The sequence below is a fragment of the Bradyrhizobium sp. CB1015 genome, from assembly GCF_025200925.1.
Lineage (GTDB): Bacteria > Pseudomonadota > Alphaproteobacteria > Rhizobiales > Xanthobacteraceae > Bradyrhizobium.
The window spans coordinates 5,993,337-6,018,190 of record NZ_CP104174.1 but is presented as its reverse complement, the minus strand read 5'-3'; the positions used below and the strand labels follow the sequence as shown (position 1 = coordinate 6,018,190).

Here is a 24,854-nt window from a genome sequence, read left to right as displayed (position 1 = left end):
ATCATTGAATTTCTCTTGCTGTCATTCCGGGGCGATGCGTAGCATCGAGCCCGGAATCCATAACCACTATCGGGAGTATGGATTCCGGGCTCGCGCCAAGCGGCGCGCCCCGGAATGACAGTCGAGGGAATACATGCAGTTCGACACCAAGATCGCGGTCGTGATCCGCACCGATCTTCAGGCCTGGCAGAAGCTCAACGTAGCCTCCTTCCTCACCAGCGGCATCGCCGCGGCCTTTCCGGAATGCATCGGCGAAGCCTATGAGGACGCCTCGGGCACGAGGTATCATGCGCTGATCGGCCAGCCGATTCTGATCTATGGCGCCGATGGTCCTGCATTGTCGCGCGCGCTGGACCGCGCGCTCACCCGCAACGTCAAGGCGGCGGTCTATACCGAGGACATGTTCAAGACCACGCATGATGCCGCCAATCGCGAGGCGGTGAGGGCGGTTGCGCGCACTGAGCTCAATCTCGTCGGCATCGCGATGCGCGCCGAACGCAAGGTGATCGACAAGATCGTCGATGGTCTGAAGTTCCATAGCTGACAGGTCGAGAGCACCGCGCGGCGTCATCGTGGTGTCATGATGGACCTGCCCTTGCGCAAACTTTGTGATGGACCCGCCCTTGCGCAAACTTTGTGCTGTTTGACTCCCGTCAAAGGTGCGCCGGGCGGCGTCGCTATTCTGCTTTACAAAGCACAGAGGAGCAGACCGATGCCGACCATGAAAGCCGCAGTCGTCAAGCAGTTCGGCAAGCCGCTGGTGATCGAGGACGTGCCGGTGCCGCAGCCCGGTCCGGGCGAGGTTCTGGTCAAGGTCAAGGCCTGCGGCGTCTGTCACACCGATCTGCATGCCGCCTCCGGCGACTGGCCGGTGAAGCCGGTGCCGCCATTCATCCCCGGTCATGAGGCCGCCGGCATCGTCGCCGCGCTCGGGCCCGGCGTGAAGAATCTGAAAGTTGGCGATGCCGTCGGCGTCGCCTGGCTGCACGACGCCTGCATGTCCTGCGAATATTGCGAGACCGGCTGGGAGACGCTGTGCGAGCACCAGCACAACACCGGCTACAGCGTGAACGGCGGCTTTGCCGAATATGTCATCGCCTCGGCCGCGTTCGCCGCCAAGCTGCCGGCGACGATCGATTTCGCGGCCATCGCGCCGATCCTCTGCGCCGGCGTGACCACCTACAAGGGATTGAAGGAGACCGAGGCAAAGCCCGGCGAGTGGGTCGTGATCTCCGGTGTAGGCGGGCTCGGCCATGTCGCGATCCAGTACGCCAAGGCGATGGGGCTGAAGGTTGTGGGCATCGACATCGCCGAAGACAAGCTCGAGCTTGCTCGTGAGACCGGCGCCGATCTCGCCGTGAACGCGCTTGCGGCCGGTGCGGTGGACAAGGTGCTGGCGGCGACCGGAGGCGGCGCCCACGGTGTGCTGGTGACCGCGGTCTCGACGCCGGCCTTCGCGCAGGCGCTCAAGATGGTGCGCCGCAAGGGCACCGTCAGCCTCGTCGGCCTGCCGCCGGGCGAATTCCCGACGCCGATCTTCGACGTCGTGCTCAAGCGCATCACCGTGCGCGGCTCCATCGTCGGCACCCGCCGCGACCTCGACGAAGCCATCGCATTCGCCGCCGACGGCAAGGTCAAGGCCGAGGTGACGAAAGTGCCGCTCGCGCAAATCAACGACGTCTTCGACCGCATGAAGGCCGGCAAGATCGACGGCCGCATGGTGCTGGATTTTGGCTAAAGCGTTTTCGAGCGAAGTGGATACCGGGTTCGCGTAAAGAAAACGCGTCAAAAATCTAGCGCTTTACCCCGGCGGCATGCCCTCGAATTTCACCAGGCCAGGGTCGAGAGGGTCCCACGCCTGGCCGCGCGCGGCGAAGGTCACCGCCTGCGGCTTGTAGCGGGCGGGCTCGTCGAGGCTTGCCGCGCGGATCGTGAAGACATCGGGCTGCGCGGCGAAGGTCATGTAGACGGCTACGCCGCATTGTGTGCAGAAGCCGCGCGTCTTCACCTTGCCGCTATCGGCGACCATGTCCCAGTGCCTGGCATCGCCCGTCAGCGTGACACCGGCGCGCGCGAAGGTCGCGTACGAGCCATGGCCGCTGCCGCTTTCCCGCTGGCAGTCGCGGCATTGGCAGTGATTGCTGAAGAGGGGCTCCCGTTCGATCGAATAGCGGATCGCGCCGCAGGCGCAGCCGCCGGTATAGGGCTTCTCCATCGCGATATCTCCCACTCAACCTTCGCCGCTGATCTCATCGAGCTTGCGAACGACCTTCTTCCAGCCGCCGCTCATCACCGTGTAGGCCGACTCGTTCCTGGGCAGGACGAAGCCCGCATGGACGAGGCGGATCCGCGTGCCGGCTTCGACCGGGGTGAGGGACCAGGTCACGACGGTGTCGAGCGGGGCGCCATAGCCGGTGTTGCGCTCGTCGCCGCCCTTCCAGGCGTAGACGAGGCGGCGATGCGGCACGACCTCCAGAACGCGGCAATGGATCACGCCGTCCCAGTTGCCCCCCGGGGTGGTCTGGAAGGTGAAGGTCTTGCCTTCGACGGCCTCAAAGCCGGTCGGCTGCATCAGCCAGCGCCCGATCAGCTGCGCGCTGGTCAGCGCCTTCCAGATCGTCTCGGCTGTGTGAGGGAAGACCTCGTCGATGACGATGTCTCGTGTGTCGGCTTTCAACGCGGCAGCACTCACGGGTCGATCTCCTTCAAGAGGTCACGCAGGTTCTGGAAACGCTCGCGCCAGAAGACGCCGTAATGGTCCATCCAGGTGACCAGCGGCTCGAGTCCTTGCGGCGCGGCGCGGTAATAGACGTTGCGGCCCTCGGCGCGCTCGGCGACGAGGCCCGCCTGTTTCAACGACTTCAGGTGCTGCGAGACGGCTCCTTGCGTGACGCCGCTGCCGCGCGTCAGCTCGGCGACGCTGATCTCCTTGCTCTCGAACACACGCTCGAACACGGCGCGGCGGGTCGGATCGGCAAGGGCGCGCATCACGGTGGTGACGGGGTTGGGAGTGGCTTCGATCATGCGATCGGATTAGTAGATACTAATGCATTAGTCAATACTAATTCGTTTGCTCGGCCACTTTCCAGGCTTGACTATGACTGACCAGTCAGTCATCTATTTTAGATGACGAAGAAACCGACCAAAGCCGCCTTGCCCTCTGCGGCTCCCCACGCGAACGCCCCTGCGTCTGCAGGCCCCGATGCGACGCCTGCCTCGAACCGCGCCACCCGCGCGGCCGAGCGGCGTGCGGCGATCGTGGAGGCGGCGATGGAGGAGTTCATCGCGCGCGGCTTTGCCGCGACCAGGCTCGACGACATCGCCAAGCGCGCCGGCGTCGCCAAGGGCACGATCTACCTGCACTTCAAGGACAAGGAATCGATGTTCGAGGAGCTGGTGCGCATCGTCATCGTTCCCGTGGTCGCGCGGCTGACCACGCTGCCGCCGCCGGCGGGATCGGTACGCGACCTCATCGAGACTTTCGCCGGCAACTTCCTGAAGGAGGTGATCGGCACGAGGCGCGGCGATCTGGTGCGCCTGATCGTGGCGGAGGGGCCGCGCTTTCCGTCGGTCGCCGACTTCTACTACCGCGAAGTGGTCTCGCGCGGGATCGCCGCCATGCGCGCGCTGATCGAGCTCGGCATCGCCCGCGGCGAGATTCGCGAAAAGGACCTCGCGCGCTATCCGCAGATCCTGGTCGCGCCGGCGATGATCGCTGTGATCTGGCAGAGCCTGTTTGCGCGGCATGCGCCGCTCGACGCGCAGGAGATGCTGCGCGTTCATCTCGATTTGATTTTTGGCGAACGGAGCACGACATGAGGTCGTCGCAAGCAATTTTTGTCTTGGCATTGCTCGGTGTGCTCGCAACCGGGCTTGCCGGGTGCAAGGAGAAGCGCGATCCCGGCTTCCAGGGCTGGGTCGAGGCAGACATGATCTTCGTCAGCCCCGACGAAGCCGGGCGCGTCACCAAGCTCAACGTCCGCGAAGGCGACGAGGTCAAGGTCGGCGATCACCTCTATTCCGTCGATGACGATCTCCAGCTTGCCGACCTCAACCAGCAGAAGGCGACGCTCGCGAACGCGCAGCAGACCTATGACCGTGCGGCCTCGCTGAGCAAGACCGGTTCGGGCACGCAGGCCAATCTCGATGCCGCCGTGTCCGCCCTGCGTGTCGCAGAGGCGCGGGTGGCGACCTCGGAGACGCGGATGGCGCGGCGCAAAGGCTTCGCGCCCGTCGCCGGCACCATCCAGCAGATTTATTTCCGCGAAGGCGAGATGGTGGCGGCGCAGCGGCCGGTGCTCTCGATCATGCCGCCCGGCAACATGAAGCTGCGCTTCTTCGTGCCGGAGACCGAGTTGCCGAAGCTCGCGATCGGCGACACGGTGCGTGTCTCCTGCGACAATTGCGCCGCCGATCTCACCGCGAAGATCTACTTCATCGCGACCTCGGCGGAATACACGCCGCCCGTCATCTACAGCCTCGAGGAGCGCAACAAGCTGGTCTATCTGATCCAGGCGCGGCCCTCGCGGCCCGATGCCTTGCGCGTCGGACAGCCGATCGACGTCCACCTCAATCCCAAAACTCCTGAGACCAAGACACCGGTGGCGGACAAGCGATGAGCAACGGCAACGGCATCGCAATCGACGTCAAAGGCCTGACGAAGTCATTCGGCGGCCGCGAGGTCGTGCACGATCTGTCGATGCAGGTGAAGCGCGGCTCGATCTACGGCTTCCTCGGTCCCAACGGCTCGGGCAAGACCACCACCATCCGCATTCTTTGCGGCCTGCTCACGCCTGATAGCGGCGAGGGCACCTGCCTCGGCTACGACATCCGCCGCGACGCCGAGAAGATCAAGCGCCAGGTCGGCTACATGACGCAACGCTTCAGCCTGTACCAGGACCTCTCGGTGCGCGAGAACCTCGAATTCGTGGCGCGGCTCTATGGCCTCGCCGACGCGCGCGGCGCCGCGCGCGACATGATCAAGCGGCTCGGGCTCTCGGGGCGCGAGGAGCAACTCGCCGGCGAGCTCTCCGGCGGCTGGAAGCAGCGCCTGGCGCTGGGAGCCTGCACGCTGCCCAATCCACAATTGTTGCTGCTGGACGAGCCGACCGCCGGCGTCGACCCCAAGGCGCGGCGCGATTTCTGGAACGAGATCCACGCGCTCGCCGCCGAGGGGCTCACGGTGCTGGTCTCGACCCATTACATGGACGAGGCCGAGCGCTGCCACGAGATCGCCTATATCGCCTACGGCTACCTGCTGGCGCACGGCACCGTGGAGGAGGTGATCGCGAAATCCGCGCTGACGACCTACACCGTCACCGGCGAAGACCTGAACGGCCTCGGGGCCGCGCTCACGGGTAAGCCCGGGATCGACATGGTGGCGCCGTTCGGCACCTCGCTGCATGTTTCCGGCCGCGACGTCCCGGCGCTCGAAGCCAGCATCGCGCCCTGGCGCGAGAAGGGCGGACTAAACTGGCAGAAGTCGCAACCGTCGCTGGAAGACGTGTTCATCGAGCTGATGGGGCGCTCCAAGGACAATTTCCAATGAGTGCACTCGACCATCCCGAACCACGGCGCGAAATTCGCGAGCGCTTCGGCTTTTTGCGGCGCTCCTACGCGATGCTGATCAAGGAGTTCATCCAGCTGAGGCGCGACCGCGTCTCGTTCGCGATGATCGTGATGCTGCCGGTGATGCAGCTCATGCTGTTCGGCTATGCCATCAACACCACGCCGCATCATCTGCCGAGCGCGGTGCTGCTCCAGGAGGATTCCGATCTCGCTCGCTCGATCCTGAAGGCGCTGGAGAACACCGCCTATTTCCGCTTCCTCTATGAGGTGCACGACGTCGATGATTTCGACAATCTCCTGAAATCCGGCAAGGTGCTGTTCGGCGTCGAGATCCCGCGCGGCTTCGAGCGGGCGGTGCGGCGCGGCGACAGGCCGGCGCTGCTGGTTGCCGCCGACGCCACCGATCCGGTCGCGGCGAGCGCCGCGATCGGCTCGCTCGGCATGGTCGTGCAGACCGCGCTCAAGCACGATCTCTATATCGGCGATCCCCCGGAGATGCCGTTCGAGATCCGCTCCCATGCCCGCTACAATCCGGCAGCTAGCTCCAGCCTCAACATCGTGCCGGGCCTGGTCGGCACCATCCTGACCATGACCATGCTGATCTTCACCGCGCTGTCGGTGACGCGCGAGGTCGAGCGCGGCACCATGGAGAGCCTGTTGTCGATGCCGATCAAGCCGGTCGAGGTCATGCTCGGCAAGATCATCCCTTACGTGCTGGTCGGCTTCGTCCAGGCCTTCCTGATCATCAGCATCGGTGTCGGCCTGTTCGGCGTGCCCGTGCTCGGCAACCTCGTTCTGCTGGCGCTGCTCTCGACGCTGTTCATCACCACCAATCTGTCGATCGGCTACACCATCTCGACATTGGTGCAGAATCAGCTCCAGGCCATGCAGATGTCGATGATGTTCTTCCTGCCGAGCATTCTGCTCTCTGGCTTCATGTTCCCGTTCGCAGGCATGCCGGCCTGGGCGCAATATCTCGGCGAGGCCTTGCCGCTGACCCATTATTTGCGGATCGTCCGCGCCATCATGCTGAAGGGCGCGACCATGCAGAATTTGCATTTCGACGCGCTGGCGCTGGCGACCCTGATGCTGCTCGCCATGACCGTCGCCGTGACGCGCTTCCGCCGTACGCTGGATTGAGGCAAACTGACCCCTTGAGAGTCATTCCGGGACACGCGTAGCGTGAGCCCGGAATCTCGAGATTCCGGGTTCGCGACTTCGCCGCGCCCCGGAATGACAAGGGGGTGGAATGGCCAAGTTTGCGAGCAGGAAAGCGCGGCAGCATGCCGCGATGTCGGCGGAGTTCGAGCGCGAGCTGACGCGGGAGGTGCTGCGCACCGAGCTGTTGCGGGTGCGGACACTGATCATCACCGGCTGCGTCATGATCCTGTTCCTCACCTCGACATTCCTGATCGAGCCTGCTCTCGTGAACCGGGTCTGGCACGGGACCGAGGGCCTCGTCCGCGAATACATCCTCGTCGGGGGCTTCATCCTCTTCGAGGCCTGGGTCCACCGCCAGATCAGGCGAAACCTCAAGCTTGATCGCGACCTGCCGGTCATCCGGCGCTATATCGGCGCCCTTATCGAAACGTCGCTGCCGACCGTCATCCTGATCCTGCAGATCCGCAGCATGGGCGCTGGGCCCGCGCTTGGTTTCGTGCTGCCACTGGTCTATTTCATCTTCGTCATCCTTTCGACGCTGCGGCTCGATTTCTGGCTGTCCACCTTCACCGGATTCGTAGCTGCGGCCGAGCTCTTGGCCGTCGCGCTGTATTACAATTCGGTGAGCGACACGGGCGAGCCCCTGATCTACTTCCACGCCGTTCGCAGCACGGTCATCCTGATCTGCGGCGTGCTGGCGGGCGCCGTCGGCGCGCAGCTGCGGCGGCAGTTCGCCGCGAGTATCGCGGCCGCAACCGCGCGCGACCGGGTCACCAATCTGTTCGGCCAGCACGTGTCGCCGCAAGTGGTGGAGCGGCTGATGACGGCGGGAACGCGCACGAGCGGCGATGTCCGCCGCGTCGCGGTGATGTTCGTCGATTTCCGCGGCTTCACGGCCGGTGCGCAGTCGCGCACGCCGCAGGAGGTGGTCGACCGGCTCGATGGCGCATTCGCCGTGCTGGTCGACATTCTTGACCGCCAGGGCGGCATCGTGAACAAGTTTCTCGGTGACGGTTTTCTCGCGCTGTTCGGCGCGCCGCTGGAAGCATCCGACGCCGCGCACCGCGCGGTCGCCGCCGGCCGCGAGATGCTCCGGGCAATGGATCGCATCAACGCGGAGAGCAGCTGGCCGCTGCGGATCGGCATCGGCATCCATTTCGGCGAGGTCGTCGCCGGCAATATCGGTTCGCCCCGGCGCAAGGAATACACCGTCATCGGCGACACCGTGAACTTCGCCGCGCGGCTTGAGGCGCTGAACAAGGATTTCGGCTCGCAGCTCTTGATCTCCGCGTCCGTGCGCGAGGCGCTCGGTGCCGACGGCGGCGATGCCGTCGCACTCGGCGAGGTCGAGGTGCGCGGCTACGAGCAGAAAGTGCCGGTGTTTCAGCTGGGGTAGGTATTACCTCTCTCGCCGGTTGGCCGTCCTGTCGCGTCCAAAGTTCTTCCGCGATTGCTCCGATTGCACTCAATTTTGGGGCATGACTAGCGATGTTTCCGGCTTGTAGAGTGCTGCGCGATGCGGCCGGTCGCGGCCGCGACTTGCATGGGGAAGTGCAGATGCAGCGCCGCTACGTCACCGTCGACGTGTTCACCGACCGCGCCTTCGGAGGCAACCAGCTCGCCGTGGTGCTCGATGCCGGCGGGCTCACGACGCAGCAGATGCAGGCGATCGCGACCGAGTTCAACTATTCCGAGACCACTTTCGTGCTGCCGCCGCGCGACAAGGCCAACGACGCCGAAGTGCGCATCTTCACGCCGGTGCAGGAGATCGCCTTTGCGGGCCATCCCAATGTCGGCACCGCCTTCGTGCTGGCCTCGATGGCGAAAGAGCCGAAGCCGCGCCTGCTGTTCGAGGAGAAGGCCGGATTGGTTCCGGTCGAGATCGTGCGAGAGCAGGGCAAGGTGATCAGAACCGAGCTCACCGCGCCGCAGCCGCTGCAGCGGCTCTCAAGGCTGTCGGCAGCGGATGCCGCGAGCTGCATCTCCCTCGTTGCTGACGACATCAAGACCGACAATCACGAGCCGCAGATCGTCACCGTCGGAAACGCGTTTCTGGTGCTCGAGCTGCATTCGCGCGAGGCGCTGAAGCGGGCCCGGCCCGATGCTGCGGCTTTTGCCAGGGTCTTGCCGCGCGATGGTGCCCGCTCGGTGTGGTTCTATACCCGCGAGGTGCCAGCGACGGAGGCGCCTAGCGAGCGGCAGGCGCGCATGTTCATGCGCGGCGCCGGCGGTCTCGCCGAAGATCCCGCCACCGGCAGCGCCACGGTTGCCGCCGCCGCGCTGTTCGCCGATCTCGATCCCGCCCGCGATGGCGAGTTGAAGCTCACGGTCGGCCAGGGCTTTGACATGGGCCGGCCGAGCATTCTCCTGACACGCGTGCGCAAGCAGGACGGCAAGATCGTCTCCGCCCATGTCGGCGGCGCTTGCGTGCAGATGATGGAGGGGACGTTTAGGTTGGCGGGAGAGGGGTAGGCGGTCATTCTAAACTCGAGCTGGGCGCACTCCACCTAGAGAGCATGTTGTTTTTGACTGGAATCGGGATTCCCACTGGGAGCGATTTCTGATTCAACATCCATGCTGGAGGGCGGAGGCCAGCATGGATGACGCGACCCTATTCGGAAGACATCCGGGAACGGGCTTTGGCGCGAGCTGACGCAGGGGAAACGGTTCGTTCGATTGCCGAGGCGCTCCAGATCAGCCCCTCCTGCGTGACGAAGTGGAAGAATCTGAGGCGGGATACCGGAGGCCTGGCGCCCGGCCAGATCGGCGGCCACAAGAAGCGGGTTCTGTCGGATGCCAACGCCGACTGGCTGCGCAAACGCATTCGCTCGGGGCCATTCACCTTGCGCAAGCTGACGCAGGAGCTGGCTGCACGGGGGATCAAGACAGACGTGCGGGCGGTGTGGACTTTTGTTCACGCCGAGGGGCTCAGCTTCAAAAAAACGCTTCTACCGGCCGAGCAGGATCGCCCAGACGTCGTCCGTAAGCGGACCCGCTGGAAAGCACATCAAGGCAGGATCGACGTCGCACGGTTGGTTTTTATCGACGAGACGTGGATCAAGACCAATATGGCGCCGCTACGCGGCTGGGGGCCTTGTGGACAGCGCCTCCAAGCATCTGCACCTTTCGGCCATTGGAAGACCATGACCTTCATCGCGGCGCTGCGTCACGATCGGATCAGCGCGCCTTGGGTGATCGATGGTCCCATCAATGGTGAGCTCTTCACGCTGTACGTCGAGAAGGTGTTGGCACCCACCCTCGCACCGGGCGAGATCGTCGTTCTCGACAATCTTGGCAGCCATAAGGGCAAAGCGGCTCGCCAAGCCATCCGCGCCAGAGGCGCCCACCGCATCTTCTTGCCGCCATATAGCCCTGACCTCAATCCGATCGAGCAGGTCTTCGCCAAACTCAAACACCTCATGCGAGCCGCCGAGCCTCGTGACGTGGAGGCAACCTGGAGAAAGGCTGGTGAACTCCTCGATCTCTTCTCCGAGACGGAGTGCACCAACTACTTCAAAAACTCAGGCTACGTTTCCGTATAAAAACATCATGCTCTAGATCCGTCATCCTGAGGTGCGAGCCCTTGCGAGCCTCGAAGGATGCACGGCCGAGATGCTGCCAACATCGGTGGCACGCCGTCGTCCTTCGGTGGCCGCTGAAGAAGCGGCCACCTCAGGATGACGGCTACGGATAGAGTCGTGGTTTCGTCCCCGGCCCGAGCGGCAGCTACACCTGCCGCCCCGCCAAATTCTTCACCGCGACCCCGTCGCGCTCCTCGATGATCTCCGCGATCATCTGGCGGTGGCAATGGGTGTGGTCGCGCTCGTAGCAGAGCAGGCACACCGGGCCGGCCTTCTTCACCAGCGCCGAGAGCTCGTCCATCTCTTCTTTCGCCTGCGGCGTCTTCAGGTGCTTTGAATAGATCTTCTCCAGCACGTCGTACTGGCCGCTGCGGGCGGCGAGGCGGCCTTCCTTCGGCGTGCCGAGCGCGGCGAGATGGACATAGCCGATGCCGCGCTCGTCGAGGCCCGCCGAAAGCTGCTTCTTGGAAAAGCCCGGCCGGCGCGACGACGTCACCGCGCGCACGTCGACCACGAGCTTGACGCCGGCCCGTTCCAGCTCGTCCAGCACGGCCTCGGGCGGTGTCTGCTCATAGCCGATGGTGAACAGCTTCTTCGCCTTTGCCATGTGACCCTCAGCTCACCCGCGCAATCAGTTCCATGGCGCCGTGCGGTGCGCGCACCTTGCCCTCGTGGATGACATAGGCGAACACGTCGCGCGGCTCCTTCTTCGGCTTGGCCTTGTCAACCTTCGGCAAATCGTCGGGTTCACCGCCCGAAGCCCAGGCCTGAAAGCGCTCGGCCCAGGCATCGAGCTGCTTCGGCGGATAACAGGTCTTGATCTCGTCATTGCCCTTCTGCAGCCGCGCGTAGACGAAATCGCCGGCAACATCTGCGATGGCGGGATATTTGCCGTGCTCGGCGAACACCACCGGCGTCTCGAACTCGCGGATCAGCGCCACGAAGTCCGGCGTGCAGAAGCTGTCATGGCGCACTTCCACGACATGGCGCAGTGCGCGCCCCTCGAGCTTGCGCGGCAACAGCTCCAGGAACTTGCCGAAATCGGCACCGTCGAACTTCTTCGTCGGCGCGAACTGCCACAGCACCGGCCCCAGATGATCACCGAGCTCCAGCACGCCGGAATCATAGAACCGCTTGATGGAGTCGCCGGCCTCAGCGAGAACGCGGCGGTTGGTCGCAAAGCGCGGGCCCTTCACCGAGAACACGAAGCCTTCGGGCACTTCGCTCGCCCATTTGCGAAAGCTCTCCGGCTTCTGCGAGCCATAGTAGGTGCCGTTGATCTCGATCGAGGTCAGCTTGGAGGCGGCATAGGACAGCTCCTTCGCCTGCGCCAGCTTCTCCGGATAGAACACGCCGCGCCAGGGCTCGAAGGTCCAGCCGCCGATTCCGATGAAGATGTTGCCGGATTTTTTTGACGCAGTTTTTGCTTTGGCCACGGGAGGATCTCGCATCGACGGGGAGGGATCCCATCCTAATCAAACCAGATGTGATTGGCCAGTTGGCCGGCCCGGTCTAAGCTCGCGACGGGCCCGCGAAGAAGGACAACAAGATGCGGATGCTGCTGGTGGGAGGCGCACTCGTCGTGATGACATCTGCTGCCATGACGAGTTCTGCCGAGGCGGATGACGACGATGCGAAGGGCGCGCAGAAGCTCGCTCAGCAGGGCCGCGACGATTACTGGCATTGCCTGGCGCGGGAATATTCCCGCAACTCCAATCAGGGCCTCTCGGAGCAGGATTTCGGCCGCTCGGTTGCGGGCGCCTGTCCGTCGGAGCGGCAATATTACCGGGTGACGCTGCTCGATTATCTCACCACGCAATATCCTGACATCGATGCCGGTGCCCATCTCGCCACCGCGAACAGGGCGGTGCAGGCGGCGCAGAAGGACATCGTGATGGCCTTCGTCAAGCAACGGCCGCCGGCGAAGTAGGAGTGGCGAATAGCGAGTAGGGTAGAAGCCCGGGTTGCCTCATTCGCCATTCGCCATTCGCTATTCGCGCGGGCCTTCCAGCCGCGCGCTCATCCATGGTATCAGTGGGCCCGTCTGGAGCAGGAACTTGCATGTCGTCTGAGTCGGTGGGTGGCATTCTGGGGGCGATCGTCGCGGCGGTCGTGCTTGCGGTTGCCGTCGTGTTCGGGCCGATCGGCCAATACGGCAAGCCGCCCAAGCCGGCGAAGATCGAGCCCGCCCCGGCGGCACCGGCAGTCCCCGCCGCGCCCGCGCCGCGGGGACCGATCATCCGGGAAGTGCCCAACCAATAGGGCACGAAAAATGGGGTTTCCGCCCTTGCGGAACGCCTTTGCCGTCCCCATCTAGCTTCTAACGGCGACGTTGAGCGTAAAGACCTCCGTCGCTGGGACGACCTTGGAATAGCTTAAGGCTTGCGCCGGATGTACGCGCGGCCCGCCGTTCCGGGGTCGTTGGCATTTTAGGGCCTTTTCGGCCATTCCCCAGAACCCCGGCTTGGCAGCGCAGGATGCGGCAGATATACGCTGCCGTCATGAATGAAGCGATCAGACCGGGCATCGACAACCAGGCTCAAGAGGGGCCGGAACTGTCGGTCATCGTCCCGACCTTCAACGAGCGCGACAACGTCACGGTGCTGTACCGGCGCCTGGAGGCGACGCTTGCCAACGTCGCCTGGGAAGTCGTGTTCGTCGACGACAATTCGCCCGACGGCACTTGGGACGTCGTGCGCGAACTGGCGCAGCGCGATAGCCGCGTGCGCTGCGTCCGCCGCATCGGCCGCCGCGGCCTGTCGGGCGCCTGCATCGAGGGCATCCTTGCCTCGAGCGCGCCCTATGTGGCCGTGATCGATGCCGACCTCCAGCACGACGAGACGCAGCTGCCCAAGATGCTGTTGCTGCTCGCAAGCGACCAGGCCGACCTCGTCGTCGGCAGCCGCTACATCGAGGGCTACAAGAGCGAGGGCTTCAACAAGCAGCGCGCCGGCGCCAGCGCGCTCGCGACCGAGGTCGCCAAGAAGATGCTGCGGGTCGAGATTGCCGATCCCATGAGCGGCTTCTTCATGATTCGCCGCGACCGCTTCGAGCAGCTCGCGCCGAAGCTCTCGGTGCACGGCTTCAAGATCCTGCTCGACATCGTCGCGACGGCGCACGGTGGCTTGCGGGCGGTCGAGATTCCCTACACCTTCGGCGCCCGCCAGCACGGCGAGAGCAAGCTCGATTCCATGGTCGCGCTCGACTTCCTAGGTCTCGTCTTCGCCAAGCTGACCAACGACATCGTCTCGTTGCGCTTCATCCTGTTCGCGATGGTCGGCGGCATCGGCCTCGTGGTGCATTTGACCACGCTGTTCATCGCGCTTCAGCTGTTCAAGGCGCCGTTCGCGGAGGCGCAGGCCGCCGGCGCGATCGTCGCCATGACCAGCAATTTCATCCTCAACAACTTCCTCACCTATCGCGACCAGCGGCTGAAGGGCTTTGCGCTGCTGCGCGGCCTGATCGCCTTCTACCTCGTGTGCAGCGTCGGCCTGCTCGCCAATGTCGGCGTCGCCTTCTCGGTCTACGACCAGGAGCCGATCTGGTGGCTGGCCGGCATGGCAGGCGCGCTGATGGGCGTGGTGTGGAACTACGCGATGTCCGGACTGTTCGTCTGGCGCAAGAAATAGCGCGACATGGGCGGAGCTGACGCGCGGATCGTCCGCAATACTGCGCTGCTGATTCTCGCGCTGGTCGGATTGCGGCTCGTCGCGGCCGCGTTCACGCCAATTACCTTCGACGAAGCCTATTACTGGATGTGGTCGAAGAACCTCGCCGGGGGCTATTACGACCACCCGCCGATGGCCGCCTATGTGATCCGCGCCGGCACCATGATCGCGGGCGACACCGAGCTCGGCGTTCGCCTCGTCTCGATCCTGCTGGCCCTGCCGATGAGCTATGCGGTCTATCGCTCAGCCGCAATCCTGTTCGGGGGCGCGCGCGTGGCTGCGACCAGCGCCATCCTGCTCAATGTGACGCTGCTGGCCTCCGTCGGCACGCTGATCGTCACGCCTGATGCGCCGCTGCTGGTCGCCTCCAGCTTCGTGCTGTTCTTCCTCGCCAAGGTGCTGGAGACGGGACGGGGCGCCTGGTGGCTCGCGGTCGGGATGGCGGTCGGCGCCGCGCTGCTGTCGAAATACACCGCGATGTTCTTCGGGCCGGCGATCCTGATCTGGCTCGCGTCCGTGCCAAAACTGCGGCGCTGGTTTCTCTCGCCCTGGCCCTATCTCGGCGGCCTCGTTGCCCTGGCGCTGTTTTCGCCGGTGATCCTCTGGAATGCGGACCATCAATGGGTCTCGTTCGCAAAGCAGCTCGGCCGCGCCAAGATCGAGGACTTCCGCCCGGTCTTCATCGCCGAGCTGATCCCGACCCAGATCGCGTTCGCAACGCCGCTGGTCTTTATCCTCGGCGCGATGGGCCTGCATGCGCTGACCTGGCAGCGCGCCGGCGCGCTGGCCTCGCGCGTGCTGATCGAGACGATGTTCTGGACCATCGTCGCCTATTTCGTCTGGCATTCGCTGCATGCCCGCGTCGAGGCCAACTGGTTCGCGCCGGTTTATCCGCCCTTCGTCATTGCCGCGGCCGCCGCTGCCAACCTCGCCCAATGGAAGCCGCGGCAGCGGCGCCTCGTCGAATTCTGCCTGCGGTGGGCCGCGCCCGTGGGCATCGTCATGTTTGCAGCCTTGATCGTGCAGGCCAACACCGGCTGGTTGTCCGGATATCGCCGCGATGCCACCGTGCGCAGTGTCGGTGTCGGCTGGCGCGAGCTGGCGGCTGAGATCGAAGCCGTGCGGGCGCGCCATGGCGCCACCTGTGTGCTCGCGCAGGACTACGGCACCACGAGCTGGCTCGCATTCTATCTGCCGCGCGGCACCTGCGTCGCACAGCAAAATCAGCGTATCCGCTGGGTCAACATGGAAGAGCCCGATCCCAAGCTGCTCGCCGGCAAGCTGCTCTATGTCGACGAGCTGCGCGCCGACGGCCATCCCGCCCTCAATGCTCTCTTTGCGCAGGTGACGCAGGTGGCGCAATTGCAGCGCAAGCGCGGGCCCCTCGTGATCGAGACCTACGGCATCGACCTGCTGGAAGGCGCCAAGGGCGAGGTGCTGGACCGCTCGCCGCCGCCGGAAGCGCGGTAGCGCCCTCACACTCCGCCGTCGTTCCCCGCGAAGGCGACGCCTGCGCGGGGACGACGATGAAGTGTTGGAGACAGCAATGGCTACTCAGCCCATCATCTCGGCCTTGGCCGCGTCCTGGCCCGGCCCGTCGCGATCGCGCCAGAACCAGACGGTCACGACGCCGGAGCGGCCGCGGACCTGGGCGAGCAGGGGGCCGGACAGAACGCCGTCGGGCGCGCCCTGGAAGTCGGCCGCATCCAGTAGCGTGTCGCTCAGCGCGAGGCGCGCACCGTTCTGGGCGGCTATCTCCATCAGCCGGCTTGCGACGTTGACGGTGTCGCCTGTCGCCGTGATGTGCTGATGGCTTTCGCCGAGCCGCGAGGCGACGATGGGGCCGTAATGCGCGCCGATCTTGAAGCCGAGCTGATCTGCGATCGCCGGCGGCAGCGAGGCGATCCAACGTGCGAGGCCGCGATGCAGATCGACCGCGCATTTCAGCGCGCGCGCCGAATCGTCGGGCATCGCGCGCGGCAGCCCGAACAGGATCATGGCGCCGTCGCCGAGAAAGCCGGTGATCATGCCGCCGCAATCGATCGCGATCCGGTCGATCAGCGCATGAAACGCCTTCAGAATATCCGTGAGCTCGTCCGGATCGATCCGCTCGCTCAGACCGGTGAAACCGGAGAGATCGACGAAGACCACGGCTGCATTCTGCCGGACGGGTTTTGACAGGAAGTTCGGATCTCGCGCCAGCCACTCCTGCACCGCCGGAGCCTGGAATTGCGCAAGCGACCGGCTCTGGGCGGCGAAATACTGCGTGCGGCGGCCTCCGGCCCAAAGCTGCACGCCGGCAAAGACCGCAACCGGCGGCACTGCGGCGGCGAGGGTGGTCGCCGCGTTCAGCCAGACGCCGTGCGTGAACGCGAACAAATTGAGCCCGGCCCAGGCGATCATCACCGCGGCCGCGGCCATGGTGCCGAGCGCGATGCGCTGCCAGGCGAGCAGGCCGACCAGCAGCATCGGCAGCAGGATCGCCGTGAGCGCGTCGGCAATGCGGACCCTGTGGTCACGCACGATGGTGTCGCCGGCGACGAGATGCGTGATCGCGGTCGAGACCACTTCGACGCCGGGCATCAGGGAATCGAACGGCGTCGGATAGAAGTCGCCGCCGCCGGCGACGGATGCGCCGATCACGACGATCCGGTTCTCGATGGCCGCGCGATCGAGCGTGCCGTCGAAGATGCTCTGTGCGCTGACGGTACGGATGGTGCGCCGCGGGCCGTAATAGGTGATCGGCAATGCCAGATTGCTGTCGGTCGGCACCAGGCGATCGCCAAGCATGAGATGGCCCGGCGCGACGGTCAGCGGCTTGTCGAGCGCGCGGGCCGCGACGCGCAACGGAAACGACAGCTCGACCTTGTCGCGTGTCTTGAACAGCATCGGCACCGCGAGCGGCGAGCCTGATTGCCCTGTGGCGACGTTGACGACGCCGACCTCGGCGTGAACGGCGAATGCGGGCAATGGCTGCAGGAAGCGTTCGGCCTCCGGCAGCACGGCGAGGGGACCTTCGCGGCTGGGGGCCACGGTTTCGCTGGCGGAGGGGAAGATCGCCGCGGCGGCGAGCACCATGGGGCCGGTGGCCAGCGTGTTGGCCAGCGTCGCATCGCCGATCGCGGCGCTACGGTCGACCAGCAGCAGGTCGATCGCCACCACCTTCGGCTTGAACTGCACGATGGTGTCGACCACGCGGGCGAGATCGGCGCGCGGCAGCGGATAGCTGCCGCCGCGCTTCACCACGGTGTCGTCGATCGCGACGATGGTGACGAGATCCGGCGGACGCTGCACGCCGCGGGCCTGCGTCCGCCAATCCGTCAACGTGGCTTCGAGGCGGTCCAGAAAGCGCAGATGGCCGTCGGCGTGCGTGGCATAGATTCCCGCGCCCCACAGCGCGGTGAGGACGAGTGCCACCAGGATCTGAACGCGTCGGCTGCGCATGCGGTCGTCTTGCAATCTCTATTGTCCAAATCTCACGGGCCGGGCCTGGTTGACCCGGGCTCATTGCCCGAGTCTTGCCATCAGCGCATCGACGCGCGGCTGGCCCCATGTCTTGACGGTCAACGGGCCGGTTGCCTCGACATCGACGCCTTCACCGGGTCCGAGCACGACGGCGCGTCCACGAGCCCTGCGGCTCACGCCGACCCGGCCGTCTGCGACGAACACGGACGTCTTGGCGTCAGCGACATCGACCGCCCATTTCGTGCCGCGCACCGCGGCAATCGCTTGCGGCGTCAGCACCTTGAAGGGATTGCCGCGCGGCTTCTTGGGCACCTCGATCAGCAGCGCTTTGCTGCTCAACTCCACGGAGTCTATATGTCCGTCGCGGTTGGCGTCCTTAAGTTCAAATCTGGCGCCGTTTTCCGCAACGATGGTGATGCCGTTGTCGCAGCGCCAGGTCTGCGTCCCGGCAGCCGACGGCGACGCCGTGCAGCCGGTATCGGCCGCAGGCTGCGCAGTCGCAGATCCAATCAACAGAAACGACCCCGCCAGGGCGAAAAGCCCCGCGCGCGCGATCCCTCTCATGCCAGCCTCCGTTTGCGTGCTCGGCACAGGTCAGGGCGGGATGATACGGTACCGTATCACACGCAGAGGCTGCTGAAAAGTGCCGCTTCTCGCAGCTATTTTCTTGCTGCGGCATTTTCCAGTCAGGTGCGATCAACTTTCAGTCAAAGCGCGCATTCCGGCCTCTGCCCGCAAGCGGGGAGAGGCGAAGGCGGAGCCGGATGCACCAGCCTCGCGCAACCCTTCCCCGCTATCATCAGGGTATTGAAGACCACGAAAATGACTTGGTTGGATGCGCCTAGAGAGGCGGCCGTGAGACGTCTGCTGATCGCCCGATCCAGCCGAGAATTATGGTTAACAAACGCGACTAAGTCCGTACTTCTGCGGGCTTTTTTCTCAAAACGGGACAACGTTAACGCGTTGCCCGACATCCGCCCGAACTTAATCCGCATTTAACTAAAAGTCGCCTTAATGACGCTCCGACCCTCTGCGAGATGCTGTTCCCGGATCGTGACCAGCGGCACTTCGAAAGGGGGGACTGAGTGACACCGTCCTGGACGCAAGGCGAATGAGTACGAGTATCGCTGCGCAGAGTAACGCGGCACGGAAGTCCAAAAATCCTGGCAAGAATTCTCTTCGGAAGCCTTCCCGGAAAATGACCACCACCAATTGGCTCGGCGCCGCGGCGATCGGCTGCGTCGTGATGGGCGCCGGCTGGACCATCCACAGCAACATCTTCGGCGCGAGCGTCTATCCGACCGTCGGCAGCATCGGCTACGACGAGCCGGTGATCAAGCGCGCGCCCAAGGTGGCGCTGCGCGAGGCCGGGGAGGCCATCAAGGAAACCTTCGCGCTGCTGCCTGACCGGCTCCAGGTCGCAGCTCCGATCTCGCGCGAGATGTTCAACGAGCGCTTTGCCGCGGCCGCGACGCAGGGCGTGCCGTCGAATGCCGCCAGCGCCGCACCCGCGACCCAGGTTGCGGCAGCCAAAGACGCCCCGAAGCAGAGCGTGATCGCGAAGGTCGCAGACGCGCTGAAGCCGGCGGCCAAATCCACTGACAAGACCTCCGACAAGGCCAAGCGCGCGGCGGAGGGCCAGATGCAGCTGGCCTCGGCCGACCCGGCCGAGATCGTGCCGGGACCCGAGGCAAAGCCGAAGTCATTCGCCGACAGGGCCAAGGCCGCGGTGATGTCGATCACCGGACCGCGCCAGTCGATGGTGGACAAGCTTTGGGGCAAGCGCGAGCCGTCCGGCGGACTGCTCGCCTATGCCTCGGCCGATGCCAGTGTGACCGCGTCGATCGCGCCGAAGGAGCAGAATCCGATGCTCGGCGGCGCGCCGCCCTATGAGCGCGACACCGCAGTCTACGACATCACCGCCAAGACCGTGTATTTGCCCGACGGCACCAGGCTCGAGGCGCATTCGGGCCTCGGCTCCAATCTCGACGATCCGCGCTCCTCGAAAATCCGCATGCGCGGCGTGACGCCGCCGCACATCTATACGCTGAAGCCGCGCGAGGCGCTGTTCCACGGCGTGCCGGCGCTGCGCCTGACGCCGATCGGTGGCGAGAGCGCGATCCATGGTCGCGACGGCCTGCTCGCGCACACCTTCATGCTCGGGCCGAACGGCGATTCCAACGGCTGCGTGTCGTTCAGGGATTATTACGCGTTCCTCGATGCCTACCGCAACAAGGGCATCCGCAAGCTCGCGGTGCTGGCGCACGTGGAGTGAGGCGCGCTCAGGCCGCCAAGGTCTTGCGCAGCGCCATCTCGGTCGCGATCGCTTCCTTCACTGCCGGCCGCGCCTGCATGCGTTCGAGATAGGCCGCGAGCGGCGGCCATTGCGCGATGTCGACCCCTGCCGGACGGAGCAGCAGCAAGGCCCAGGTGAGATGGGCATCTGCCACGGTGAAGCCGTTGCCGACGAGGAATTCGCGGCCCGCCAGATGCGCTGACGGCACCGACAGGGTCTGCGGGATCCGTGCACGCGGCTTGGCGAGCGAGCCGTCGTCCTTGTACCAGAAGGTCGGAAACAGGAACGCCTTGTGGATCTCGGTTCCGACGAAGCTCAGCCATTCCTGCAGGCGATAGCGATCGGGATCGCCGAACCGCGGCGCAAGGCGTGCCTCCGGCTTCACATCGGCGATGTATTGCAGCACCGCTGCGCTCTCCGTCAGCCGCTCGCCGTTCTCCAGCACCAGGACCGGCACCGCGCCCTTCGGTGACACGTCGAGGAAGTCGCTGCCGTCGTCCACGACCTGCTTGGTCCTGAGATGCACCAGATGATAGCGAGCCTCGAGGCCTGCTTCCATCAGCGCGATGCGGCTCGCGAGCGAGCAGGCCATCGGCGAGAAATAGAGTTGCAGCATCGCGTTGCTCCGTTATTTCAGTGCGTCGCCGCGCGCGATGATGGCGAAGCGGTCGGATAGCTCGGCGAGTGCAACTTCATGGATGGTCCGAGCATCCAGCGTGCCGCCGCGGCCGTCCGGCAGGTCGCGCGTGGCGCAGGAATCGGCATCGATCGTCGTGCGAAAACCGAGGTCGAGCGCGGCTCGTGCGGTGGAGCTGACGCACATATGCGTCATGAAGCCGGCCAGCACGATGTTCTTCCTGTCGGTTTCGGCAAGACGCGCCCGCAAATCAGTGCCGGCGAACGCATTCGGCAACTCCTTCTCGATCACCAGCTCGCCGGTACGGGGGCTGAGTTCGGCGACGATGGCGCCGCGGTCTGCGCCGCGATCGAACAGGCTGCCGGCCTTGCCGCGATGGGCGATATGGAAGATCGCGGCGCCGCTCTCGCGAGCCCGTGCCAGGAGCGCAGCAGCCCGCGCGATCGCAGGTCTCGCCTCGGGCAAGGCGAGAGGACCTTCGAGATACTCGTTCTGGATATCGATCAGCACCAGCGCGGCGTCGGCGAGGCGCGGCGGATTGAGATCGGCGCCGGCGAGCTGCAGCAGGGTCTTTGCGGTCGTCATGGAAATCTCCGGAGCAAAAGGCTGAACGAACATAGCGCCGCGGAGGCCTGCCGATATGCAGGGATATTGCAGCGGGTGGCTGCGATATTGCAGGGTCCTCGGGGCCGGTGTAGCCTCGCGCAATGAACTGGGACGATCTGCGCATCATCGCTGCCGTCAGGGACGAGGGCACCTACGCGGGCGCCAGCGCGCGGCTGCGCATCGACGAGACGACGGTCGGGCGCAGGCTGTCGCGCATCGAGCGTGCGCTCGGTTTGCGTCTGTTCGAGGCCGCTGACGGCGTCCGCAGGCCGACGCGGAGTTGCGAGGCGGTGCTGGCGCATGTCGAGGCGATGGCCACACATGCCGCCGAGATCGGCCGCCTCAGTGAGAGTCTGGAAGGTCCGGTGGGACGCCTGCGGATCGCCTCCACCAACACCGTCGCCGAGGAGGTGCTGTCGCCCCGCGCGAGCGACTTCCTGCGTGCCAATCCCGGCCTGACCCTGCAATTCCTCACCTCGAGCGAGAACGTCAAGTTTTCGCGCTGGGAGGCCGATCTCGCCATCCGGCTGCGCAAGCCTGACAAGGGCGACTTCGCGATCTCGAAGCTCGGCGATATCAGGCTCTACTATTTCGAGCCTGATGCGACCGAGAGCGAGCCGATGCTGTGCGCCTATCCGGACGAGCTCGGGACCATTCCCGAGATGCAATTCCTGCGCACGAAGAAGGCCCGCGCGCGCTGCGTCACCGACAACGTTCGTGTCATCCGCAACCTGATCCGCGCGCATCAGGCCGCAGGCGTGTTGCCGGAATATGTTTGCGCGGATCTGCTGGGTGATCGCCGCCTGCGCGCCACGCTGCTGCCGAAGCGCCGCGACGTCTGGCTCTTGGTGCAGAACCATCTCAAGCGCGACGCTGCAGCGCGCGTGACCATCGACTGGGTGAGGGCGTGTTTCCAGGAGATGTCGCGCAGTTGAGGCGATGTCTCGCTGTGACGATCGCGCCGCTGCGCACAAGGTGCGACGAAAAATCTTGAACCTGCCCCTTGCAACCCGAACGTGCCTGGTCTATTAGCGCCGTCCTTCGCTAGGCCATGAGTTCGGGCTCGCTGAGATCCCGACTGGCGCGGGCCGGTCTTCCGGTTTCGTGTTCCGCCGAATGAAGGAGAAACGCAGGACGTAGCTCATGGAGAGCGTCGGGTTGAACACCCGAAGGCATCGGTTCGATTCCGGTCTCTTGCACAAAGGATAGCTCAGTTTGGTAGAGCAGATGATTGTGACTCATCCTGTCGCGGGTTCGAATCCCGCTCCAGCGCTCCGTTTCAGCCTGAAAAGCTGATACCTCTGAAGGGGACCGGACGCGCGCTTCAGTCGCCGTCCGGCCGCATTGCCCAAAAGGCTTTCGTCCGAACAACGACACTGTGAGACCGGCTTTGCGCCGCGGGTAGATACCGCTTGCGCCGATGCCGGGTGGCTCCGCATGACCGCGCGACACGTCTCGCGCGATCGCGCGCGTGCGCCCGTCGTCACGCAGGCTCAAGCCTCGGCCCGTTGATCTCCCAGGAAGCGTCGTCCGCGTCCTCAAATCCTTTTGCGACCGAAACAGTTGTCCGGCAAACGGCCGGGCGCAAATGAAGGAGGCGTGCCATGACTTTGAACAAGACCTGGCATTTGCTGATGCTGAACGTGACGGTGAAGGATGGCGAGCGTGCGTTGCTGATGCGCAACGGGCAGCTCGTGCGCGTGCTCGCGCCCGGCAAGCATCGCCTGTTCGATCCCCTGCACGAGCTGAAGGCCGAGGTGCTCGACGTGGTCCGCAGCGAATTTCCCGCGGAGCGCTATGCCGTGTTGAAGGCCGCGCGGCCCGATCTTGCCGCCGAGCTGTTCGAGGCGGTCGAGACCAAGGCGGACGAGATCGCCATCGTCAGCCTCGACGGCCGGCCCGTGCATCTGATGACGCCCTGGCAGGTGCGCGTCTACTGGAAGGTCGCAACGCGCATCGATGTCGAGCGCATCGATGTGTCCGCTGATCCCAAGGTCAGCGCGCGGCATCTGGCCATGATCGAGCGCAACCGTTCGGCCGTGACGTCGGAGACGGTGGTCGAGAACCACGAGGCGGGCCTGCTCTATGTCGAGGGCCGGCTCACCGAGCGGCTCGCGCCCGGCCGGCACGCCTTCTGGACCGTCGGCCGCAAGATCGAGGTGAAGCGCCTCGACCTGCGGCCCCAGGCGGTCGAGATCACTGCGCAGGAGATGCTGACCAAGGATCGCATCGCGCTGCGGGTGACGCTGACGGCGTTCCGTAAGGTGGTCGATCCCGAGCGCACGGTTGCGACCGTGCCCGACGTGGATGCGTGGCTGTACCGCCTGGTGCAGTTCGCGATCCGCGAAGCGGTAGCTAGCCGGACGCTGGACGAGGTGCTGTCGGCGAAGGCGGCGCTGGATGCGGAGCTGCGCGACTATGTGCGGGCACGCGTCGCAGAGTCCGGCGTGGAGGTGACCGAGCTCGGCGTCAAGGACGTGATCCTGCCCGGCGAGATCCGGGAGCTGGTGAACAAGGTGGTGGAAGCGGAGCGGGTCGCGAAGGCGAACCTGATCCGCCGGCAGGAGGAGACCGCGGCGACGCGTTCGCTCCTGAACACCGCCCGCCTGATGGAGGAGAACCCCCTGCTGCTCCGGCTCAAGGAGCTGGAGTCGCTGGAGCGGCTGGTCGAGAAGGTCGGCCGCATCGACCTCCATGCCGGGGACGGCCAGGGGCTCGATGCCCTCCTGACCAGGCTCGTGCGCCTGAAGGCGCCCGAGAGCGCATGAACCGAAGGGCCGCCCACGGGCGGCCCTTCACATCTGCGTTGCCGCCGTCTGCGATGAACGCGATCGGCGCGGAGCGCGACCAATTTGAGTTCGCCGGGGATTGAGCGCGCTCGCAGGTTGCGTAATCTAGGCGCCGCAACGTCTTGATCAGGGAAGGCACATGACCGCTCTTCAGGAATCGATCCGCCCCGCGGCGCGATCCAGCGACTGGAAGGCGATCGTCGTCCTGATCCTCATGATCCCGGTGCTGTGGTCGCCGGTGATCCTGTTTCGCTTCGTCCTGTATCAGCCGTTCAACATTCCGTCCGGTTCGATGACACCGACGCTCATGGTCGGCGATTACGTCTTTGCCGCGAAATATGCCTACGGGTATGGCCGCTATTCCCTTCCGTTCGCGCCGTCCTGGATTTCGGGCCGCATCCTCGCCGCCGATCCCGAATATGGCGACATCGTCGTGTTCCGGACGGCGAAGGACGGTTCTGTCGACTACGTCAAGCGCGTCGTCGGCCTGCCCGGAGACCGCATCCAGATGCGGCAGGGCCACCTCATCCTCAACGGCCGCCCGGTGACCCGCGTCGCCCTGGAGGCGACACCTGCCGGCGACGCCTGCGGTGTCGACGACCGCGCGGCCGTCAAGCGCTGGCGCGAGACGCTGCCGAGCGGCGCGTCCTATGTGACCTACGACTGCGCCGACGACGGCTACCTCGACAACACCAACGTCTTCACGGTGCCGCCGGGCCACTTTTTCGTGCTCGGCGACAACCGCGACAATTCCACCGACAGTCGCATGCTGTCGACATTCGGCTTCGTGCCGATGGACAATCTCATCGGCAAGGTGACGCGGATCTACTGGTCGCTCGACGAGGACGGCGAGCCGCGCTTCGAGCGGATCGGGAAGGTGGAGTGAGGGGGGCCGTCATTTCGGGGCAGTCCGTAGCCCGGATGGAGCGCAAGCGTAATCCGGGAGAACTGGCCGCGTCGCGCAAGCTACCCCGGATTGCGCTGCGCTCCATCCAGGCTACGGGCGAGCCGCTGTCGTTTGGCGAATCCCAAAACAAAAACCCCGGCATCGCTGCCGGGGTTTCGCATTTCGTATTGTGCCTG

26 protein-coding genes and 2 tRNA genes are annotated in these 24,854 nt (G+C 65.1%); 19 read left to right on the top strand and 9 right to left on the bottom strand.

Features of this window, described 5'->3' with window-relative positions; translation table 11 throughout:
* Nucleotides 1-133: 133 nt before the first annotated feature.
* Together N2604_RS28205 and adhP are read left to right on the top strand one after the other, a co-directional pair.
* Nucleotides 134-544: a DUF2000 family protein gene (locus tag N2604_RS28205; RefSeq protein WP_260371337.1), complete on the top strand. Its 411-nt coding sequence runs from the start codon at nucleotides 134-136 to the stop codon at nucleotides 542-544.
* Between the two features lie 168 nt (nucleotides 545-712).
* Nucleotides 713-1,738 carry an alcohol dehydrogenase AdhP gene (adhP, locus tag N2604_RS28200; RefSeq protein ID WP_260371336.1) on the top strand — a complete coding sequence of 342 codons (1,026 nt, stop codon included), beginning with the start codon at nucleotides 713-715 and terminating at the stop codon, nucleotides 1,736-1,738.
* 63 nt (nucleotides 1,739-1,801) lie between these two features.
* Here the strand turns inward: adhP and N2604_RS28195 are convergent, their stop codons facing one another.
* Genes N2604_RS28195 through N2604_RS28185 form a run of 3 tightly spaced genes read right to left on the bottom strand, consistent with a single transcriptional unit; the run spans nucleotide 1,802 to nucleotide 3,024 of the window.
* On the bottom strand, nucleotides 1,802-2,215 hold the full coding sequence (locus tag N2604_RS28195; protein ID WP_260371335.1) for a GFA family protein: 414 nt from the start codon (nucleotides 2,213-2,215) through the stop codon (nucleotides 1,802-1,804).
* A gap of 15 nt (nucleotides 2,216-2,230) precedes the next feature.
* Nucleotides 2,231-2,692, bottom strand: a complete 462-nt coding sequence (locus tag N2604_RS28190) for an SRPBCC domain-containing protein (RefSeq protein WP_260371334.1) — start codon at nucleotides 2,690-2,692, stop codon at nucleotides 2,231-2,233.
* Nucleotides 2,689-3,024 carry a helix-turn-helix transcriptional regulator gene (locus N2604_RS28185; RefSeq protein ID WP_036043607.1) on the bottom strand — a complete coding sequence of 112 codons (336 nt, stop codon included), beginning with the start codon at nucleotides 3,022-3,024 and terminating at the stop codon, nucleotides 2,689-2,691. Before N2604_RS28185 ends, N2604_RS28190 begins: the two co-directional genes overlap by 4 nt.
* A gap of 102 nt (nucleotides 3,025-3,126) precedes the next feature.
* Between N2604_RS28185 and N2604_RS28180 the strand changes: the two genes are divergently transcribed.
* From N2604_RS28180 to N2604_RS28150, 7 genes are all read left to right on the top strand, one after another.
* Complete coding sequence (locus N2604_RS28180; protein WP_260371333.1) at nucleotides 3,127-3,819, top strand: TetR/AcrR family transcriptional regulator; 693 nt, start codon at nucleotides 3,127-3,129, stop codon at nucleotides 3,817-3,819.
* Nucleotides 3,816-4,619: an HlyD family secretion protein gene (locus N2604_RS28175; RefSeq protein WP_260371332.1), complete on the top strand. Its 804-nt coding sequence runs from the start codon at nucleotides 3,816-3,818 to the stop codon at nucleotides 4,617-4,619. The genes N2604_RS28180 and N2604_RS28175 overlap by 4 nt, the downstream gene beginning before the upstream one ends.
* A complete protein-coding gene (locus N2604_RS28170) occupies nucleotides 4,616-5,548 on the top strand; it encodes an ABC transporter ATP-binding protein (RefSeq protein ID WP_260371331.1) in 933 nt (310 codons plus the stop codon). The genes N2604_RS28175 and N2604_RS28170 overlap by 4 nt, the downstream gene beginning before the upstream one ends.
* The gene (locus tag N2604_RS28165) at nucleotides 5,545-6,708 is read left to right on the top strand and encodes an ABC transporter permease (protein ID WP_260371330.1); all 1,164 of its coding nucleotides are present in this window, start codon (nucleotides 5,545-5,547) and stop codon (nucleotides 6,706-6,708) included. Before N2604_RS28170 ends, N2604_RS28165 begins: the two co-directional genes overlap by 4 nt.
* 109 nt (nucleotides 6,709-6,817) lie before the next feature.
* On the top strand, nucleotides 6,818-8,125 hold the full coding sequence (locus N2604_RS28160) for an adenylate/guanylate cyclase domain-containing protein (protein WP_260371329.1): 1,308 nt from the start codon (nucleotides 6,818-6,820) through the stop codon (nucleotides 8,123-8,125).
* Between the two features lie 161 nt (nucleotides 8,126-8,286).
* Nucleotides 8,287-9,201 (top strand): PhzF family phenazine biosynthesis protein, encoded by a 915-nt coding sequence (locus N2604_RS28155; protein ID WP_260371328.1) that lies wholly within the window; start codon nucleotides 8,287-8,289, stop codon nucleotides 9,199-9,201.
* Nucleotides 9,202-9,329: 128 nt separating this feature from the next.
* Complete coding sequence (locus N2604_RS28150; RefSeq protein WP_260370534.1) at nucleotides 9,330-10,271, top strand: IS630 family transposase; 942 nt, start codon at nucleotides 9,330-9,332, stop codon at nucleotides 10,269-10,271.
* A gap of 184 nt (nucleotides 10,272-10,455) precedes the next feature.
* Here N2604_RS28150 and N2604_RS28145 read toward each other — a convergent pair whose 3' ends face one another.
* Entirely contained in the window at nucleotides 10,456-10,917 is a 462-nt protein-coding gene (locus N2604_RS28145) for a DUF488 family protein (RefSeq protein WP_260371327.1), read from the bottom strand.
* A 7-nt stretch (nucleotides 10,918-10,924) separates the two neighbouring features.
* Nucleotides 10,925-11,761 (bottom strand): DUF72 domain-containing protein, encoded by an 837-nt coding sequence (locus N2604_RS28140; protein WP_260371326.1) that lies wholly within the window; start codon nucleotides 11,759-11,761, stop codon nucleotides 10,925-10,927.
* A 98-nt stretch (nucleotides 11,762-11,859) separates the two neighbouring features.
* On the opposite strand from N2604_RS28140, the gene N2604_RS28135 reads away from it, so the two are divergent.
* From N2604_RS28135 to N2604_RS28120, 4 genes are all read left to right on the top strand, one after another.
* Nucleotides 11,860-12,240, top strand: coding sequence for a hypothetical protein (locus N2604_RS28135; RefSeq protein ID WP_260371325.1), 381 nt, complete (start codon nucleotides 11,860-11,862; stop codon nucleotides 12,238-12,240).
* A 131-nt stretch (nucleotides 12,241-12,371) separates the two neighbouring features.
* Nucleotides 12,372-12,572 (top strand): hypothetical protein, encoded by a 201-nt coding sequence (locus N2604_RS28130; RefSeq protein WP_260371324.1) that lies wholly within the window; start codon nucleotides 12,372-12,374, stop codon nucleotides 12,570-12,572.
* 239 nt (nucleotides 12,573-12,811) lie between these two features.
* Nucleotides 12,812-13,939 carry a glycosyltransferase family 2 protein gene (locus N2604_RS28125; protein ID WP_260371323.1) on the top strand — a complete coding sequence of 376 codons (1,128 nt, stop codon included), beginning with the start codon at nucleotides 12,812-12,814 and terminating at the stop codon, nucleotides 13,937-13,939.
* Nucleotides 13,940-13,945: 6 nt separating this feature from the next.
* Nucleotides 13,946-15,448 (top strand): glycosyltransferase family 39 protein, encoded by a 1,503-nt coding sequence (locus N2604_RS28120; RefSeq protein ID WP_260371322.1) that lies wholly within the window; start codon nucleotides 13,946-13,948, stop codon nucleotides 15,446-15,448.
* 84 nt (nucleotides 15,449-15,532) lie between these two features.
* Here N2604_RS28120 and N2604_RS28115 read toward each other — a convergent pair whose 3' ends face one another.
* The gene (locus N2604_RS28115) at nucleotides 15,533-17,422 is read right to left on the bottom strand and encodes a CHASE2 domain-containing protein (protein WP_260371321.1); all 1,890 of its coding nucleotides are present in this window, start codon (nucleotides 17,420-17,422) and stop codon (nucleotides 15,533-15,535) included.
* A gap of 60 nt (nucleotides 17,423-17,482) precedes the next feature.
* On the bottom strand, nucleotides 17,483-18,007 hold the full coding sequence (locus N2604_RS28110; RefSeq protein ID WP_260371320.1) for a FecR family protein: 525 nt from the start codon (nucleotides 18,005-18,007) through the stop codon (nucleotides 17,483-17,485).
* A 634-nt stretch (nucleotides 18,008-18,641) separates the two neighbouring features.
* Here N2604_RS28110 and N2604_RS28105 point away from each other — a divergent pair.
* A complete protein-coding gene (locus tag N2604_RS28105; protein ID WP_260371319.1) occupies nucleotides 18,642-19,718 on the top strand; it encodes a DUF2778 domain-containing protein in 1,077 nt (358 codons plus the stop codon).
* 7 nt (nucleotides 19,719-19,725) lie between these two features.
* Here the strand turns inward: N2604_RS28105 and N2604_RS28100 are convergent, their stop codons facing one another.
* Together N2604_RS28100 and N2604_RS28095 are read right to left on the bottom strand one after the other, a co-directional pair.
* Entirely contained in the window at nucleotides 19,726-20,355 is a 630-nt protein-coding gene (locus tag N2604_RS28100) for a glutathione binding-like protein (protein WP_260371318.1), read from the bottom strand.
* Between the two features lie 12 nt (nucleotides 20,356-20,367).
* Entirely contained in the window at nucleotides 20,368-20,961 is a 594-nt protein-coding gene (locus N2604_RS28095; RefSeq protein WP_260371317.1) for a cysteine hydrolase family protein, read from the bottom strand.
* Nucleotides 20,962-21,083: 122 nt separating this feature from the next.
* Here N2604_RS28095 and N2604_RS28090 point away from each other — a divergent pair, with 122 nt between their 5' ends.
* From N2604_RS28090 to lepB, 5 genes are all read left to right on the top strand, one after another.
* The gene (locus N2604_RS28090; protein WP_260371316.1) at nucleotides 21,084-21,917 is read left to right on the top strand and encodes a LysR family transcriptional regulator; all 834 of its coding nucleotides are present in this window, start codon (nucleotides 21,084-21,086) and stop codon (nucleotides 21,915-21,917) included.
* Between the two features lie 194 nt (nucleotides 21,918-22,111).
* Nucleotides 22,112-22,181: transfer RNA gene (locus N2604_RS28085), tRNA-Phe, on the top strand.
* A gap of 4 nt (nucleotides 22,182-22,185) precedes the next feature.
* Nucleotides 22,186-22,251 (top strand) — tRNA-His (locus N2604_RS28080).
* A 335-nt stretch (nucleotides 22,252-22,586) separates the two neighbouring features.
* Entirely contained in the window at nucleotides 22,587-23,750 is a 1,164-nt protein-coding gene (locus N2604_RS28075) for a slipin family protein (protein WP_260371315.1), read from the top strand.
* Between the two features lie 160 nt (nucleotides 23,751-23,910).
* Nucleotides 23,911-24,657, top strand: a complete 747-nt coding sequence (gene lepB, locus N2604_RS28070; protein WP_260371314.1) for a signal peptidase I — start codon at nucleotides 23,911-23,913, stop codon at nucleotides 24,655-24,657.
* The last annotated feature ends 197 nt before the right edge of the window (nucleotides 24,658-24,854 follow it).